Consider the following 14,817-nt stretch of genomic DNA (forward strand, 5'->3'; position numbering starts at 1 on the left):
CCAGATGAAACTGCGCCACCAATTCGTCGCCCTCTCCCTCGGCCTGTCGTTGCTGCTGATCCTGATCCTGGGAGGGCTGCTCGCCCTCTTCATCCGCCACCTGCTGGAGAACACCCTGCAGGAGAAGGGAGGGGATCTGGCCCGGGTGCTGGCGGCAGACAGCCGGGTGGTGCAAGCCCTGCAACTGGGGCGGGATCCGGGCCTTCGGGACTATGTGGAAGGGGTGCGGCTGCGCACCGATGCCGCCTACATGGTGGTGACCGACGAGCATGCCAGGCGCCTGAGTCACCCCTCACCCGAGCTCATCGGCCAGATTTTTCGCGGGGAGGATATCTGGCCGGCCATCCAGGATCTGCGCAGCTACTGCTCCAAGGATGTCGGCACCCTGGGTCCGGCCATCCGCTGCTTCTCCCCCGTCATCGGCGGGGATGGCCGCGCCATCGGTGCCGTGGCGGTGGGTTACCTGATGCAGACGGTGGAGGGCATCTACCTTGAGCGCATCGCCCTGCTCCTCAGCGCCATCGGCGCCGTGCTGGGCTGTGGCCTGCTGTTGGCGTTCTGGCTGCAACATCTGCTGCGGCGCACCCTGCTGGATCTGGAGCCGGAGACCATCGTCAACCGCTTTGCCCAGCAGGATCTGGTGCTGGAGGGGATCTCCGAGGGGATAGTGGCCCTGGATGGCCAGTTCAGGATCAAGATGCTCAACAGCGCCGCGTTTTATCAGTTGCGGCTGCCGGGCACCGGTCGTCATGCCCTGCTGGGGCAATCCCTGGCCGAGCTGGCGCCAGCCCTGCTGCCGACCCTCAACCAACAGGGGAGTGTGCAGTTTACCGTGCAGGGGGAGGATTTCGTCGGTCACTGGCAGGAGCTGAGCGGCCGCGAGCCCGGACGCATGCTCATCTTCAGTCGGCCGGACGGCACCGGCAGCCTGGGGGTGCAGGTGACCCACCTGCGCCAGTATGCGGAGATGCTGCGCATCCAGACCCACGAGTTTGCCAACAAGCTCAGCAGCCTGTCGGGTCTGCTGCAGCTCGGCCACGTGGAGCAGGCGGTGGAGCTCATCCAGCAGGAGAACGAGGCGTGCCAGAACATGCTGCAGGATCTGCTGCGAACGGTGGAGAACAAGCCGGTGGCCGGCCTCATCCTCGGCAAGTTCAGCCGGGCGCGGGAGCTCGGGGTCGAGCTGGTGCTGGACTCCGGCTCAACCCTCGGGGAGTACCCGGCGGAGGTGTCGGCGGATCTCATCACCTGCATCGGCAACCTGCTGGACAACGGCATCCGCGCCGCCTGGGCCAACCGCCAGCAGCGGGAGCCCAGGGTGTTCCTCTCCCTCGATGACTTCGGCCGGCGGCTGGTGATCGAGGTGGAGGACAGCGGCGAGGGGGTGGATGAGGCGCTGGCGGATCACCTGTTCGACTACGGGGTGAGCCGCCAGACCGGCGATCATGGCGTGGGTCTCTTTCTGGTCAAGAAGACAGTGGCTCGTCGTGGGGGTGTGATAGAATGGCGGCGCACCGCCGAACAGACCACATTGTTTGGTATCTATTTGAATAAAAACCAATTGGTGTGAGTCATGAAGCCAATCTTCACGCTTATTATCGAGGACGACGAGCGGATCGGCGCCATCCTTGGCGAGCTGGTCGGATCGACCGCGGGTTACTCCTTGCTGGGACGGGCCGAGAGCCTGGCCCAGGCCGACCTCATGATGCGGGCCACCGAGCCCCAGTTGCTGATCGTCGACATCTCCCTGCCCGATGGCTCCGGGCTGGAGTGGGTCAACCGCTTGCGCAACCACAATCGGGAGGTGTTCGTGGTCATGGTCACCGCTTCCTGCGATGTGGAGACCATACAGCAGGCCCTGAACCTGGGTGTGCAGGACTACATCATCAAGCCGCTGCGGCTGTTTCGCATCCAGCAGAGTCTTGACGAAATCCTCACCCTGCATCGGCGCCTGTGCGAGCGCGGCCTGCTGGAACAGAGCGATCTGGACCGGCTGATGGGCAAGGGGCGGATCCAGCCGCGGGAGGTGCGCGACACCCCCAAGGGCATCGATGCCATCACCTTGCGTCAGGTGCTGGAATTGCTGGCGGGGGAGCCGGACACCTCTTTCTCCACCGATGCGGTGGCCCTGCGCCTCTCCCTCAGCCGTACCACGGCGCGCCGTTATCTGGAGTTTCTGGAGTCAGAGGACAAGCTGGACGTGGATCTTAACTACGGTCAGCGCGGCCGGCCGGAGCGCCGTTATCACTGGCGCCGCGCCGGTTAGGCGTACGGGGAACGCGCCGGGGTCGGGAGACCGGCTGGATGTGGATCTCAACGCTTGCAGCCAGCGTGGCCGACCGGAGCATCGTTATCACTGGCGCCGGGTGAGCCAGGAGGCGGGCGGGTTTGCCACCCTCAGCATGAGAAACAACAAGGGAGCCTCGGCTCCCTTGTTGTTTCTGATTTTTGGCAGCATCTTGCACTGCCTCACTTCAGTCTGGTGGCATTCGCCACTGCCTAGGCTTCTTCCAGCAGGGGAGTGCGTCTGCGAGGCTTGATCTGGGAGCACATAACCCCGCCGAGAATGAGGCCGCCGCCGAGCAGGTGGTAGCCGTGAATGGGTTCCCCCAGGCTGGTGACGGCGATCATGGCGGTGAACAGCGGGATCAGGTTCATGAACACCGAGGTGCGCTCGGCCCCGAGGCAGGCGAGCCCCCGCATCCAGCAGTAGGCCGCGAGCAGGGAGGAGGCGATGCCGGCGAACAGCACCATGCTCCAGCCTTCCCGTGGCACCACCAGGGAATCGGCGGACAGGGCGACCGGGATGAGCAGCAGCACCGCCAGCAGGATTTGCACATAGAGGTTGAGCCAGGGGCCGAATGGCAACTGCCAGCGGCGGATCAGGAGGCCATAGAGGGCATAGCTGGCGGCCCCCAGCAGCATCATGCCATCCCCCGGGTTGATGCCGTTGTGCAGCAGCGTCAGGGGCCGGCCCTGGCTCAGCAGCCAGAACACTCCGAACAGGGAGACGCTCATGCCCGCGATCGCCTGCTTGCCGGGCTTCTGGCCGAAGAAACAGGCACTGATCAGCAGGGTCAGCAGTGGCAGCAATGAGCCGATGACCCCCATGTTGGTGGCCGAGGTGCTGTGGGCAGCGTAGTAGGCCAGGCACTGATAGAGCACCATACCGAGCAGGGAGAGCACCAGCAGCTTGCCGAGCCAGGGCCTGAATTCGGCCCGGCGGCGCCAGAGCTGGGGCAGGCAGAAGGGCGACAGGGCCAGGGCGGCGAGCACCCAGCGATAGAAGGAGATGGCGGCGGGATCGACCACGCCGGCCGCGGCCTTGGAGACCACGGTATTGGTGGCCCAGATCAGCACCGCCATCAGCGGGAAGAGAAGGGGGGAGAAGAGTCGCATGGAAGGCTCCTTGGTATCAGGGGCCCAGTCTACCCTTGTCTTTCTATTATCAAGTAACGTAAAACTGACATTCTATCCCGCAGAAAGGACAACCCGCCGCGCCCGCTGAAGTGGGGAGGCCATACGCGGGGCGGCCACCTTATCCAGCCAGGACGATGAATCATGGTGCACCACTACCACAGCCGGGATCTCGCGCTGCCCGAGCCCAACCCCCTCTATCTGCGCTACCAGCAGATCCAGGCCGACAGCGCCTGTGCCCCCCACAGCCACCCCTGGGGCCAGCTCAGCATGATCAGCCTCGGGGTGATGGAGATCGTGCTGGACGAGCAGCGACTGGTAGCCCCGGCGGACTACCTCATCTGGGTACCCGCCAATCTGGAGCACGCCTCCTACAACCAGCAGGCGCTGGCCTACACCTCCATCTATGTCAATCAGCCCCTGGCCGCCCGCCTGCCCACTGAGCCCAGGCTGCTGGAGATGACGCCGCTCATCCGGGCCCTGCTGGCGGATTTCTGCGAGCGAAAACTGGGCCACATGGAGAACGACTGGGACAGGCGCCAGGCCGAGCTGCTCATCGAGAAGCTGGCCCACACCCGCTGCCAGGAGAGCTTCCTGCCCATGAGTCAGGACAAGCTGCTGGCCCCCATGCTGGCGGCCCTGCGCAGCGATCCCGCAGACGGGCGCACCCTGGCCCAGTGGGCGGAGCAGTTGCACAGCACCGAGCGCACCCTGGCCCGGCGCTGCGTGCGGGAGCTCGGCATGAACTTCGGCCAGTGGCGGGGGCGGCTGCGGCTGTTGAAGGCGCTGGCCTGGCTCAAGGGGGAGCTCCCCATCCAGGAGATCGGCTGGCGTCTCGGCTATGGCTCCACCTCCGCCTTCATCGCCATGTTCAACCGGGAGCTGGGCTGCTCCCCCCAGCGTTACCGCCAGCAGCTGGGCATTGAGCGGTAAGGCAGGGAGCGGGCAGCCGGGGGATCAAAAAGGGCGCCAGCGGCGCCCTTGTCGTGTCAGACAGGTTTCATCAGAAGAAGCCCAGCGGGTTGATGTCGTGGCTCACCAGCAGGTTCTTGGTGTTCTGGTAGTGATCCAGCATCATCTTGTGGGTCTCGCGGCCGATGCCTGACTTCTTGTAGCCACCGAAGGCGGCGTGAGCCGGGTAGGCGTGGTAGCAGTTGATCCAGACCCGACCGGCCTGGATGCCGCGGCCCATGCGCCAGGCCAGGTTGCCGTCCCGGGTCCAGAGCCCGGCTCCCAGCCCGTACTGGGTGTCGTTGGCGATGGCCAGGGCCTCGGCCTCATCCTTGAAGGTGGTGACCCCGAGGGCCGGCCCGAAGATCTCCTCCTGGAATACCCGCATCTTGTTCTGACCCTGGAAGATGGTGGGCTGGATGTAGAAGCCCCCCTCCAGCCCGCTCACCCGGGCGGCGTTGCCACCGATCAGCATTTTCGCCCCCTCGCCACGGCCGATCTCCATGTAACTCAGGATCTTGTCGTACTGCTCCCGGGAGACCTGGGCGCCCACCTGGGTCGCGGTGTCGAGGGGATTGCCCTGCACTATGGTGCGGGCACGGGCCAGCACGCGGTCCATGAAGTCGTCGTAGATACTCGCCTGCACCAGGGCGCGGGAGGGACAGGTACACACCTCCCCCTGGTTGAAGAAGGTCATCAGCATGCCTTCCACCGCCTTGTCGATGTACTGGCTCTCGTGCTGCATCACATCGGCGAAGTAGATGTTGGGAGACTTGCCACCGAGCTCCACGGTGGAGGGGATCAGCTTCTCGGCGGCGCAGCGCAGGATATGGGCGCCAATTTCGGTAGAACCGGTGAAGGCGAGCTTCTGGATCCGGTCGCTGGTGGCCAGCGCCTGCCCCGCCTCGGGCCCGAAGCCGTTGACCACGTTGACCACACCGGGGGGCAAGATGTCCTGGATGAGATCCATCAGCAGCATGATGGTGACCGGGGTCTGCTCGGCGGGTTTGAGTACGCTGCAGCAGCCCGCCGCCAGCACGGGCGCCAGCTTCCAGGCCGCCATCAGCAGGGGGAAGTTCCAGGGGATGATCTGGCCGACCACGCCGATGGGCTCCTTGAAGTGGTAGCTGACGGTGTTCTGGTCCAGCTCGGCGGCGGAGCCCTCCTGGGCACGGATGCAACCGGCGAAGTAGCGGAAATGATCCACCACCAGGGGGAGGTCTGCGGCCAGGGTCTCGCGCACCGCCTTGCCATTCTCCCAGGTCTCGGCGACGGCGAGGCGTTCGATGTTCTGCTCGATGCGATCGGCGATGCGCAGCAGCAGGTTGCTGCGCTCGGTGACGCTGGTCTTGCTCCAGCTGGCAAAGGCCTTGTGGGCCGCATCCAGCGCCAGCTCGACGTCGGCGGCATCGGAGCGGGCCACCTCGCAGAACACCCGGCCATCGACGGGGGAGACATTCTCGAAGTAGCGCCCGGCGCGGGGGGCTACCCAGTCGCCACCGATGAAGTTGTCGTAACGGGACTTGAAGCTGACCAGGGCGCCTGCCTGGCCGGGGGCTGTGTAGATCATCGTGTTTTCCTTGATGTGTGTGGTCCTGACCGGCCCGTTCAGGAGCCGGTTGCCTGCCGACTGTCGCAAGGGACGTGCCAGTGGGTCTGACCAGCGGTGCAAAAGTTACAAAAACGTTACCAATCAGGGCGTGGCGGCGTATCTTGATTAACCGGAGATCCCGAACTTGCCGGGGTGGCTGTGCCGTTTCTGGACAGTTGACCCCGCCACCGTACCGTTTGTGAACAGGAGGCCAGATGCGCGAATCCCCCATGTCCAGCCCCATCCAACGCTCCTGGCAGCGCTGTCTGCACCAGGGGCTCAGCCGTCAGCAGAGTGCCGAGCTGGATCTCCTGCCCCAGGGGGAGTTGTCGGCCCGGCTGGAGGCGAGCCGGGAGCTGATCGCCTGCTTCCAGCGCTTCGTGCTGCCCCTGTTCACCCAGTTGCTGGCGGGGCGTCCCTGCCGCTTGCTGCTGTGCGACGCCGAGGGGGCCATATTGGCCGCCAGCGGGGATGAGGGGTTCGCCCGTCACGCCGAGCGCATCTTCCTGCGCAGTGGCGCCCTCTGGGGGGAGGCGAGCAAGGGGACCAACGCCATCGGCACGGCGCTGGCCGAGCAGAGCGAGGTGCAGGTGCTGGGGGCCCAGCACTTCTTCGCCCAGCACAGCAGCCTCAGTTGCAGCGCCTGCCCCCTGCTCGGGCCGGACGGTACCCTGCTCGGGGTGCTGGACGTCTCCAGCGATGCGGCCCACCACGATGGCGACATGCTGGGCACGGTGCGGCTCTTGGCCATGACCCTCGAGAACGCCTTGCTGGCTCGCAAGGGGGGCTGGCTGGTGGATCTCGATCCCCAGAGTCTCTGGTCCGCCCGCCTGCTGCTGGGGGAGTCGGGGGAGTTGCTCGGTGCCAACCGGGCGGGGCGACTCTGGCTGGGGCAGCACCACTTCGATGGCGCGCAACTGCTGCGGGAGGGACGCGGCCTGCGGCTCGAGGCCCCGGCCATGCCCAGAACGGTCGTGAGCCCGCCCGCCGGGGGCGTGCCCCTCAAGATGCTGGAACGTGGCATCCCCCTGCTCGTGGAGGGGGAGACCGGCAGCGGCAAGGAGCACCTGGTGCGCGCGCTGCATGACCAGTCGAGTCGGCGAGATAGGCCTCTGGTGTGCGTCAACTGTGGTGCCCTGCCGGCGGATCTGGTTGAGGCCGAGTTGTTCGGGTATGTGGGGGGCGCCTTCAGCGGGGCGCGCAATCAGGGCAGCCAGGGGTATGTGCGGGCCGCCCACGGCGGCATCCTGATGCTGGACGAAATCGGGGAGCTGCCCCTGCCGGCCCAGACCCGGCTGCTGCGGGTATTGCAGGAGCGCAGTGTGACGCCGGTTGGCAGCCACAGGCCCGAGCCGGTGGACTTCTGGCTGGTCTGCGCCAGCCACCGGGATCTGGCGGCCATGGTGCAGACGGGGGACTTTCGGGAGGATCTCTATTACCGCATCAGCGGCTGGCGCCAAGAGGTGGCGCCGCTGCGCGCACGTCCGCACGTTGAGCGCAGCGCCCTGATGAGTCAGCTGATCGGTGAGATGGATGCCTCACTGCGCCTGGATGATGCCGCGTTGCAGCAACTGCTCGCACACCCGCTGCCCGGCAACGTGCGACAGCTCAAGCAGGTGCTGGAGGTGGCTTGCGTGCTGGCGGAGGGGCAGGGGGTGATCACCCCGGCTCATCTGCATCTGCCTGCAACCGGTCCGGAGATGGGGGGGTCGCCTGAGACGACGCTGCGCAGCCAGAGCCGGCGGCAGGCGCAGCAGACGCTGGCACTGTGCGGGGGCAATCTGAGCGAGGCGGCACGGCGCCTCGGGGTCAGCCGTACTACCCTCTATCGGCTGCTGAAAGAGGAGGGCTGAGGGTGTTGTCACGCACGACCAGGCTTGTGTAGACTGGTGGGGTAAATTGATGTTTTCCCTTATTTTTCCATGACATGGAGTGTGCGTGGTGAATATGCCCCCAGACTGATGGCGTGCAAGAGCGCTCTCTCCTGTGCCTGTTTCGGGCGCGTGTAATAACACTCTGGAAGGGGTTGGATCAATGTGTGATCCCTTGACCGAGTGTACTGTCGTGGTTCCAGCTAGGTGTGATGACGATGATCCCCTCCTACTTCCGCGTGACCAATCTGTTGTTCTGGTTCCTGTTGGCCCTCAGCGTGCTGGCGATCCTGTTGTTTGAATTTGGCCCCGAACGGCGGTTGGATATCCTCGCCAGCACCGAGTTCTCAGCCAAGGGGCAGGACGACCGCGCTCATGGCGGCCAATCCATCACCACCCTGATTCCTGACAACAGGGTCCCGACCATAGACTGCAAGTTGCGGCCGGGATATGAGTACCCCTTCTGTGAGCTGATCCTGACCCTGACCCAACCGGAGGCGGGGATCGACCTCTCCCTCTTCAGCGGGATGCGGGTCAAGCTGGCGGCCAGTGGGGCGCATCCCCAGGTCTGGCGCTTCTATCTTCGCAACTACGACCCCAGCTATTCGATCCCGGGAGACGACACTTCCCACAAGTTCAACGAGGTGATGTTCCGTCCCAACGACTATGGGGTCGTGCAGGATGTGCCGCTCGATGTGTTTGCTCCCAGCTCCTGGTGGGTGCAGCAGTACAATATCCCGCTGGCCCAGCAGGGGCCGGATCTGCAGCATGTCTATGCCATCGAGTTGGCGTCGGGGGATCGCATGTTGCCAGGAGACTATCGACTGAGCCTGGAACAGATGGAGTTCTATGGCCGTTGGGGTAAACCGGGGAACTTCTATCGCTATCTGCTGATGAGCTGGCTGGCCTACGGCATCTTGCTGTTTCTGATGCAGTACCTGCTGGTGGGAGACAAGCTGCGCAAGGCGAAGGCGGCGCGACTGGCGGCCGAGGCCCTCAGCCAGAGCCTCAGCGAGCAGAATCGGCGCACCGAAGAGGAGGCCCGTTACGATCCCCTGACCGGTGCCCTCAATCGCCTGGGCGGCGAGAAGCTGCTCGGGGAGCTTGGCGAGATGCCGCTCTCCTTCATCTATATCGACATCGACCACTTCAAGCACGTCAATGACGCTCACGGCCACCCCATGGGGGACGAGGTCCTCAAGCACATGGTGAGCGAGGTGCTGCGCCACTGTGACAACCTGTGCCGGTTGGTGCGCTGGGGCGGGGAGGAGTTCGTGCTGGTCTGCCTGCACTATGAACAAGCCCGGGCCGTGGCGCTGGCCGAGCGGATCCGGCAGGCCATCGAGGCTTATGGCGACTGGCCGCTCGGACTCAAGGTTACGGCCTCTTTCGGGGTGGCGGAGCGACGCGGCGATCCCCTGGAGAGGACCCTGAAGCGGGCCGACGAAGCGCTCTATCAGGCCAAGAAACGGGGGCGCAACCGGGTCGAAGTGGAATAGCGGGTGGAAAAACCGTTATGCTCCGCGGCCCGGGCCCTCGTGCCCACCCTTATCTGACGAGGAGTCTTCATGCCGCACTCTCTGGGGGCCCTGACCCTGCTGGTGGCCGATTACGACGAGGCCATCGCCTTCTTCACCCAGGGGCTGGATTTTGCCCTGCTGGAAGACAGCCGGCTGGATGAGCCGGGCAAACCGGGCAAGCGTTGGGTGCGGGTCGCCCCCAAGGGGGCCCCCGGTTCGGCCCTGCTGCTGGCTCGCGCCGCCACTCCCGAGCAGGAGGCCGCCATCGGTCGCCAGGGTGGAGGCCGGGTATTCCTGTTCCTCGAGACCCATGACTTCTGGGCAGATTACCGCCGCATGCAGGAATATGGCGTCCAGTTTTGTGAAGAGCCCCGTCTCGAATCCTATGGCACCGTGGTGGTGTTCGAGGACATCAGCGGCAATCGCTGGGATCTGCTGCAACGGGCTGCTGCCACCTGAATCTGAAAACGTTTATTATCCCGCCTGTCATAAAGTCATAAAAGTGTCACAGAAAGTTCTAATAATTGGCGCACCCATCTTCACAGAGGAGAGAGAAGGGATATGGCTAAGCGAATTCTGGTGGTCGAGGACGAGGCACCCATCCGCGAAATGCTCTGCTTCGTGCTCGAGCAGAAAGGATATGAGACCGTTGAGGCGGAAGATTATGCCGATGGACTGGCGAAGGTGCGCGAACCCTACCCCGAACTCATCGTGCTGGACTGGATGATGCCAGGTGGCAGTGGCATCCAGTTCATCAAGCAGCTCAAGCAGGATGAGGTGACCCGCCAGATCCCGGTGGTGATGCTGACTGCCCGTGGCGAGGAAGAGGACAAGGTGCGGGGACTGGAGGCGGGTGCCGACGATTACATCACCAAGCCCTTCTCCCCCAAGGAGCTGACCGCCCGCCTGCATGCGGTGATGCGCCGGGTCTCCCCGACCTCGGTGGACGAGGTGATCGAGGTGCAGGGGCTCAAGCTGGACCCGGTTTCCCACCGGGTCAGTGCCGAGGAGAAGGCGCTGGACATGGGGCCGACCGAGTTCAAGTTGCTGCACTTCTTCATGACGCACCCGGAGCGGGTCTACAGCCGCGAGCAGTTGCTCAACAACGTCTGGGGAACCAATGTCTATGTGGAAGACAGAACCGTGGACGTGCACATCCGCCGTCTGCGCAAGGCCATCGAAGAGACGGGACACGACAGATTGATCCAGACGGTGCGTGGGGCCGGATACCGCTTCTCCACCCGTCTCTAGGGACCCGATGTGGCAATCTCATTCGCTGTCTTGGAGGGGATGAGGTTGCAACACTGCGCCAGCTGGCGCGGACCCTTGCTCTTTGCCGTCTCTAGGAGATCTTAATGTTGCAACCTTACGCCTGGCGGCGTCAGTTGTGGCGAATGGCGTTCTTCTACGCCCCCTTCGTCTTGGTAGGTTGGTTAATCGATCATCTTGCGCTCTGCCTGCTGGTGGCGACCCTGTTGCATCTGGGCTGGCACTATCGCTTCCAGAAGCGGCTGTCGGACTGGCTGTGGCACGATCGCAGCCTGGTACCCCCCCATGGCAGCGGCAGCTGGGAATACATCTTCAACGGCATCTACAAACTCCAGCAGCGCCACCGTGCCCGTCGCCGGGAGCTGGCGGGGCTCATTCGTCGCTTCCGGGAAGGGGCCGAGGCGTTGCCCGACGCGGCCGTGGTGTTTCGCACCGATGGCAGCATCCTCTGGTGCAACCGGCTGGCGGAGCAGTTGCTCGGCTTTCGCTGGCCGGAGGATGCGGGACAGCACATCGGCAACCTGATCCGCAACCCCGCCTTCGTCGCGTATCTGGGCAAGGGGCAGTATGACGAACCCTTCGAGATGCACTCTCCCATCAACGAGGAGAAGTTTCTCGAATTCCGGATCATGCCCTATGCCGAGGATCAGGCCATGCTGGTGGTGCGGGACGTGACCCGGCTGCGCAGCCTGGAGAAGACCCGCAAGCACTTCGTCTCCAACGTCTCCCACGAGCTGCGCACCCCGCTCACCGTGCTCAAGGGATATCTGGAGATGACCGAGGAGCCGCCGCCCCCCGCCATGTGGGCCAAGGCTCACAAGGTCATGATGGAGCAGACGATCCGCATGGATAACCTGGTCAATCAGCTGCTCACCCTGTCGCGCATCGAGGCGGCACCGACCGTGGATCTCTCCCATCTGGTGGACATGCCCGCCATGCTGGGCCTGCTGGAGCAGGAGGCGAGGGCGCTCTCGGGGGAAGCTGGACACCGACTGGTGTTCAACGTGCAGCCGGATCTGTTCGTGCGAGGGGACAGGGATCAGCTGCGCAGCGCCGTCTCCAACCTGGTTTACAACGCCATTCACTACACCCCGGCGGGTCGGCAGATCACCGTGGAGTGGCGCAAGCAGGGGGCCATGGCGCTGTTCGTGGTAGCGGACGAGGGGGAGGGGATAGCTCCCGAGCACCTGACCCGGCTCACCGAGCGGTTCTACCGGGTCGACAAGGCCCGCTCACGTCATACCGGCGGCTCGGGGCTCGGCCTTGCCATCGTCAAGCATGCCTTGAGTCATCACGATGCCCAGCTCGAGATAGAGAGCCGGATTGGCAAGGGCAGCCGCTTCAGCTTCCTCATCCCTGCCCGCATGGTGGTGATAAAATAATCTTGTTTGGCAATGGGTTAGCATCAATGAAAGGGCCGTGTTCACGGCCCTTTCTCATGGGATAAAATCCCTGCCATGTCATCAAAGTGTCACATTAAATCCATAAATTTGTCATTGCCAGCCCAGATACTGGCGCCGTCTTAAAGAACGGACCTTCTGCAACCTTGAAGAGGAGGGGACGGATTTAAACTCAACAATCTGACTGATGCAGTCGGATTGACCACGGCAAGACAGTGTTTATCGGCGCCATGTATTGGCAAAGCCTTGTGTAACTTTGGAGAGATTGGATGAAACTCAACAAACTGGCTGGTGTAATCGGATTTACCGCAGCAACCCTGTTTTCTGTCAGCGCCTTGGCTGCCGGTGTGGATAAAGATCTGCCGGATTACACTCCGACCAGCGGCATCTCGGGCAACCTGTCCTCTGTCGGCTCTGACACCCTGGCCAACATGATGACCCTGTGGGCCGAAGAATTTAAGCGCATGTACCCGAACGTCAACGTGCAGATCCAGGCTGCCGGTTCCTCTACCGCGCCCACTGCCCTGACCGAAGGTGTTGCCCAGTTTGGCCCCATGAGCCGTGCCATGAAGGCCGGTGAAGAAGAGGCCTTCGAGAAGCGTTACGGCTACAAGCCCACCGCCATCCGCGTCGCCGTCGATGCCCTGGCCGTGTTCGTCAACAAGGACAACCCCATCAAGGGGTTGACCATGCCGCAGATCGACGCCATCTTCTCCAGCACCCTCAAGTGCGGCGAAGCCAAGGCCGCCACCAAGTGGGCAGACCTGGGTCTGGATGGCAGCTGGTCTTCCAAGGACTTGCAACTGTTCGGTCGCAATTCCGTCTCCGGTACCTACGGCTACTTCAAGGAGCACGCCCTGTGTAACGGCGACTTCAAGAGCGGCGTGAACGAGCAACCGGGTTCTGCCTCCGTGGTGCAGTCCGTCTCCTCCTCCCTGAACGGCATCGGCTACTCCGGTATCGGCTACGTCACCTCCGGTGTACGCGCCGTCCCGCTCTCCAAGGATGGCAAGACCTTCATCGAAGCCACCTCGGACAACGCCATCACCGGCAAATACCCGCTGTCGCGCTTCCTATACGTCTACGTGAACAAGCACCCGAACAAGCCCCTCGCCCCGATGGAGCAGGAGTTCGTGAAGATGATGCTGTCCAAGGCGGGTCAGACCATAGTGGCGAAAGACGGCTATGTGCCGGTACCGTCCAAGGTGGTGCAGGCCGACCTGAAGAAGCTGGGTATCATGTAATCCATACCCGCTGCGATCTTGCAGACAAACGAGCCCTAGGTGGGCTCGTTTTTATTTTGGCGTGACGAGATTTTTGGTCGCAACTCCTGATGAGCAGACTTGCACCCCGGGTCGGCATTTCCGAAAATAGGGGCAACTTCATGATCAAGGATCCCTTCATGCGTGCCTCTTCTCTCTCCCCGTTTGGCCTGGTGGCCCTGTGCAGCGCCCTGTTGGCCGGCTGTGCCCAGTCGCCGACCGGTCGCAACCAGATGCTGCTCTTCTCCCCCCAGCAGATGAATCAGCTGGGTGCCGACTCGTTCGAGGAAATGAAGAAGCAGGAGAAGGTGAGCACGGATGCCCGGATGAATGCTTACGTCTCCTGCGTCGCCAAGGCGGTGACCGCCCAGGTGCCCGCCAGTTACGGCATCACCAGCTGGGAGGTGGTGGTGTTTGACTCCAAAGAGGTGAATGCCTTCGCTCTGCCCGGCGGCAAGATAGGGGTCTACAGCGGACTGCTCAAGGTAGCCAAGAATCAGGATCAGCTCGCCACCGTCATCGGCCACGAGTTGACCCACGTACTGGCCCAGCACTCCAACGAACGTCTCTCTCGGGATCAGTTGACCGGCATCGGGCTGGCGGCGGCCGATGTGGCGCTCGGCGCGAGTGGCAGCAGCTATGGTGGTGCCACCATGGCGGCCCTCGGGCTTGGCGTCCAGGTAGGCATTACCTTGCCGTATGGTCGCGAGCAGGAGAGCGAGGCGGATCGTCTCGGGCTGGCGCTGATGGCCAAGGCTGGCTTCGATCCGGCGCAGGCCATCCCCCTGTGGCAAAATATGAGTGCCGCCTCCGGTGGCAAGGCGCCTCCCCAACTGCTCTCTACCCACCCGAGCGATGCCAACCGCATCGCCGAGCTACAGGCCCAGCAGGCCGAAGTGCAGCCCTTGTATCAGCAGGCGAGAGCCTCCGGACTGGCCCCCCAGTGCAAGGCATAAGCCTGCGCCTCGCACGGCCTGCCGATGCCGCCGCCATGACGGTGATGCAGCGGGCCAGCTGGTTGGCAGCCTATGGCGATATGCTGGGAGAAGATGCACTGGCCCGGCTGGCGGTTACCGATCATCTGCAGATCTGGCAGCATCGTTTGGCCGACGCCGGCCCCCTGCCCATGCTGATCTGCCAACACGAGGTGGTCATCGGTCTGCTCTACTGGCAGCCCGTGCGGGAAGAGGTGATGACTGCCCGCATCTGCGCCCTCTATCTGCATCCTGCCCATTGGCGCCAGGGTTATGGCAAGCGGCTGTGGCAGGCGGTAGCGGTGCAAATGCGACGCTCCGGCTGCGAATGCGTCAAACTGTGGCTGCTTGATGGCAACCGGATAGGCGAGGGGTTCTATCAGCGTCGCGGCTTCGTGTTCGACGGGCAGGAACGCACCCTCACCAGCCTGGGTCAGCCCTGCCTGCAGCGGCAAATGTCCCGTTTGCTTTGAGCTGGCTCCCGTTTTTGACCTCCCGTTGCTTTATTTTTTCTGCGAATTAATGCAATGTCCCCCTCTGGAATGGCTGGTCCGGTTCGTCG

The 14,817-nt window shown here is 63.6% G+C and carries 13 protein-coding genes; 11 read left to right on the forward strand and 2 right to left on the reverse strand.

The window, feature by feature from the left end:
* The first annotated feature begins 4 nt into the window (after positions 1–4).
* On the forward strand, positions 5–1,570 hold the full coding sequence (locus tag ACW5W7_RS06640; RefSeq protein ID WP_456501181.1) for an ATP-binding protein: 1,566 nt from the start codon (positions 5–7) through the stop codon (positions 1,568–1,570).
* Positions 1,571–1,573: 3 nt separating this feature from the next.
* Positions 1,574–2,266, forward strand: a complete 693-nt coding sequence (locus tag ACW5W7_RS06645; protein WP_349921417.1) for a response regulator — start codon at positions 1,574–1,576, stop codon at positions 2,264–2,266.
* A gap of 233 nt (positions 2,267–2,499) precedes the next feature.
* Here the strand turns inward: ACW5W7_RS06645 and ACW5W7_RS06650 are convergent, their stop codons facing one another.
* Positions 2,500–3,399 (reverse strand): DMT family transporter, encoded by a 900-nt coding sequence (locus ACW5W7_RS06650; RefSeq protein ID WP_456501182.1) that lies wholly within the window; start codon positions 3,397–3,399, stop codon positions 2,500–2,502.
* Between the two features lie 162 nt (positions 3,400–3,561).
* Between ACW5W7_RS06650 and ACW5W7_RS06655 the strand changes: the two genes are divergently transcribed.
* The gene (locus ACW5W7_RS06655) at positions 3,562–4,350 is read left to right on the forward strand and encodes a helix-turn-helix domain-containing protein (protein ID WP_434476179.1); all 789 of its coding nucleotides are present in this window, start codon (positions 3,562–3,564) and stop codon (positions 4,348–4,350) included.
* A gap of 70 nt (positions 4,351–4,420) precedes the next feature.
* On the opposite strand, the gene exaC is transcribed toward ACW5W7_RS06655, so the two are convergent.
* Positions 4,421–5,938, reverse strand: coding sequence for an acetaldehyde dehydrogenase ExaC (gene exaC, locus ACW5W7_RS06660; protein WP_434666391.1), 1,518 nt, complete (start codon positions 5,936–5,938; stop codon positions 4,421–4,423).
* Between the two features lie 236 nt (positions 5,939–6,174).
* On the opposite strand from exaC, the gene ACW5W7_RS06665 reads away from it, so the two are divergent.
* From ACW5W7_RS06665 to ACW5W7_RS06700, 8 genes are all read left to right on the forward strand, one after another.
* Positions 6,175–7,812: a sigma-54-dependent Fis family transcriptional regulator gene (locus tag ACW5W7_RS06665; RefSeq protein ID WP_456501183.1), complete on the forward strand. Its 1,638-nt coding sequence runs from the start codon at positions 6,175–6,177 to the stop codon at positions 7,810–7,812.
* Positions 7,813–8,048: 236 nt separating this feature from the next.
* Positions 8,049–9,329 carry a GGDEF domain-containing protein gene (locus tag ACW5W7_RS06670; RefSeq protein ID WP_456501184.1) on the forward strand — a complete coding sequence of 427 codons (1,281 nt, stop codon included), beginning with the start codon at positions 8,049–8,051 and terminating at the stop codon, positions 9,327–9,329.
* Between the two features lie 69 nt (positions 9,330–9,398).
* Positions 9,399–9,809 (forward strand): VOC family protein, encoded by a 411-nt coding sequence (locus ACW5W7_RS06675; RefSeq protein ID WP_349921422.1) that lies wholly within the window; start codon positions 9,399–9,401, stop codon positions 9,807–9,809.
* 102 nt (positions 9,810–9,911) lie between these two features.
* The gene (gene phoB / locus ACW5W7_RS06680) at positions 9,912–10,601 is read left to right on the forward strand and encodes a phosphate regulon transcriptional regulator PhoB (protein ID WP_041206225.1); all 690 of its coding nucleotides are present in this window, start codon (positions 9,912–9,914) and stop codon (positions 10,599–10,601) included.
* Between the two features lie 104 nt (positions 10,602–10,705).
* Positions 10,706–12,001 (forward strand): phosphate regulon sensor histidine kinase PhoR, encoded by a 1,296-nt coding sequence (gene phoR, locus ACW5W7_RS06685; protein WP_349921423.1) that lies wholly within the window; start codon positions 10,706–10,708, stop codon positions 11,999–12,001.
* A gap of 287 nt (positions 12,002–12,288) precedes the next feature.
* Positions 12,289–13,263, forward strand: a complete 975-nt coding sequence (locus ACW5W7_RS06690) for a PstS family phosphate ABC transporter substrate-binding protein (RefSeq protein WP_349921424.1) — start codon at positions 12,289–12,291, stop codon at positions 13,261–13,263.
* Positions 13,264–13,421: 158 nt separating this feature from the next.
* Positions 13,422–14,237, forward strand: coding sequence for a M48 family metallopeptidase (locus tag ACW5W7_RS06695; protein ID WP_456501185.1), 816 nt, complete (start codon positions 13,422–13,424; stop codon positions 14,235–14,237).
* Positions 14,225–14,728 (forward strand): N-acetyltransferase family protein, encoded by a 504-nt coding sequence (locus ACW5W7_RS06700; RefSeq protein ID WP_456501186.1) that lies wholly within the window; start codon positions 14,225–14,227, stop codon positions 14,726–14,728. The genes ACW5W7_RS06695 and ACW5W7_RS06700 overlap by 13 nt, the downstream gene beginning before the upstream one ends.
* The last annotated feature ends 89 nt before the right edge of the window (positions 14,729–14,817 follow it).

This window comes from Aeromonas intestinalis, from assembly GCF_054052485.1.

What these genes read in the sequence shown, in the direction of transcription:
- ACW5W7_RS06645 (WP_349921417.1), top strand. Translation starts at nt 1,574, where the DNA reads ATGAAGCCAATCTTCACGCTTATTATCGAGGACGACGAGCGGATCGGC.
- ACW5W7_RS06640 (WP_456501181.1), top strand. Translation starts at nt 5, where the DNA reads ATGAAACTGCGCCACCAATTCGTCGCCCTCTCCCTCGGCCTGTCGTTG.
- phoR (WP_349921423.1), top strand. Translation starts at nt 10,706, where the DNA reads ATGTTGCAACCTTACGCCTGGCGGCGTCAGTTGTGGCGAATGGCGTTC.
- ACW5W7_RS06665 (WP_456501183.1), top strand. Translation starts at nt 6,175, where the DNA reads ATGCGCGAATCCCCCATGTCCAGCCCCATCCAACGCTCCTGGCAGCGC.
- ACW5W7_RS06695 (WP_456501185.1), top strand. Translation starts at nt 13,422, where the DNA reads ATGCGTGCCTCTTCTCTCTCCCCGTTTGGCCTGGTGGCCCTGTGCAGC.
- ACW5W7_RS06655 (WP_434476179.1), top strand. Translation starts at nt 3,562, where the DNA reads ATGGTGCACCACTACCACAGCCGGGATCTCGCGCTGCCCGAGCCCAAC.
- ACW5W7_RS06675 (WP_349921422.1), top strand. Translation starts at nt 9,399, where the DNA reads ATGCCGCACTCTCTGGGGGCCCTGACCCTGCTGGTGGCCGATTACGAC.
- exaC (WP_434666391.1), bottom strand. Translation starts at nt 5,938, where the DNA reads ATGATCTACACAGCCCCCGGCCAGGCAGGCGCCCTGGTCAGCTTCAAG.
- ACW5W7_RS06650 (WP_456501182.1), bottom strand. Translation starts at nt 3,399, where the DNA reads ATGCGACTCTTCTCCCCCCTTCTCTTCCCGCTGATGGCGGTGCTGATC.
- phoB (WP_041206225.1), top strand. Translation starts at nt 9,912, where the DNA reads ATGGCTAAGCGAATTCTGGTGGTCGAGGACGAGGCACCCATCCGCGAA.
- ACW5W7_RS06670 (WP_456501184.1), top strand. Translation starts at nt 8,049, where the DNA reads ATGATCCCCTCCTACTTCCGCGTGACCAATCTGTTGTTCTGGTTCCTG.
- ACW5W7_RS06690 (WP_349921424.1), top strand. Translation starts at nt 12,289, where the DNA reads ATGAAACTCAACAAACTGGCTGGTGTAATCGGATTTACCGCAGCAACC.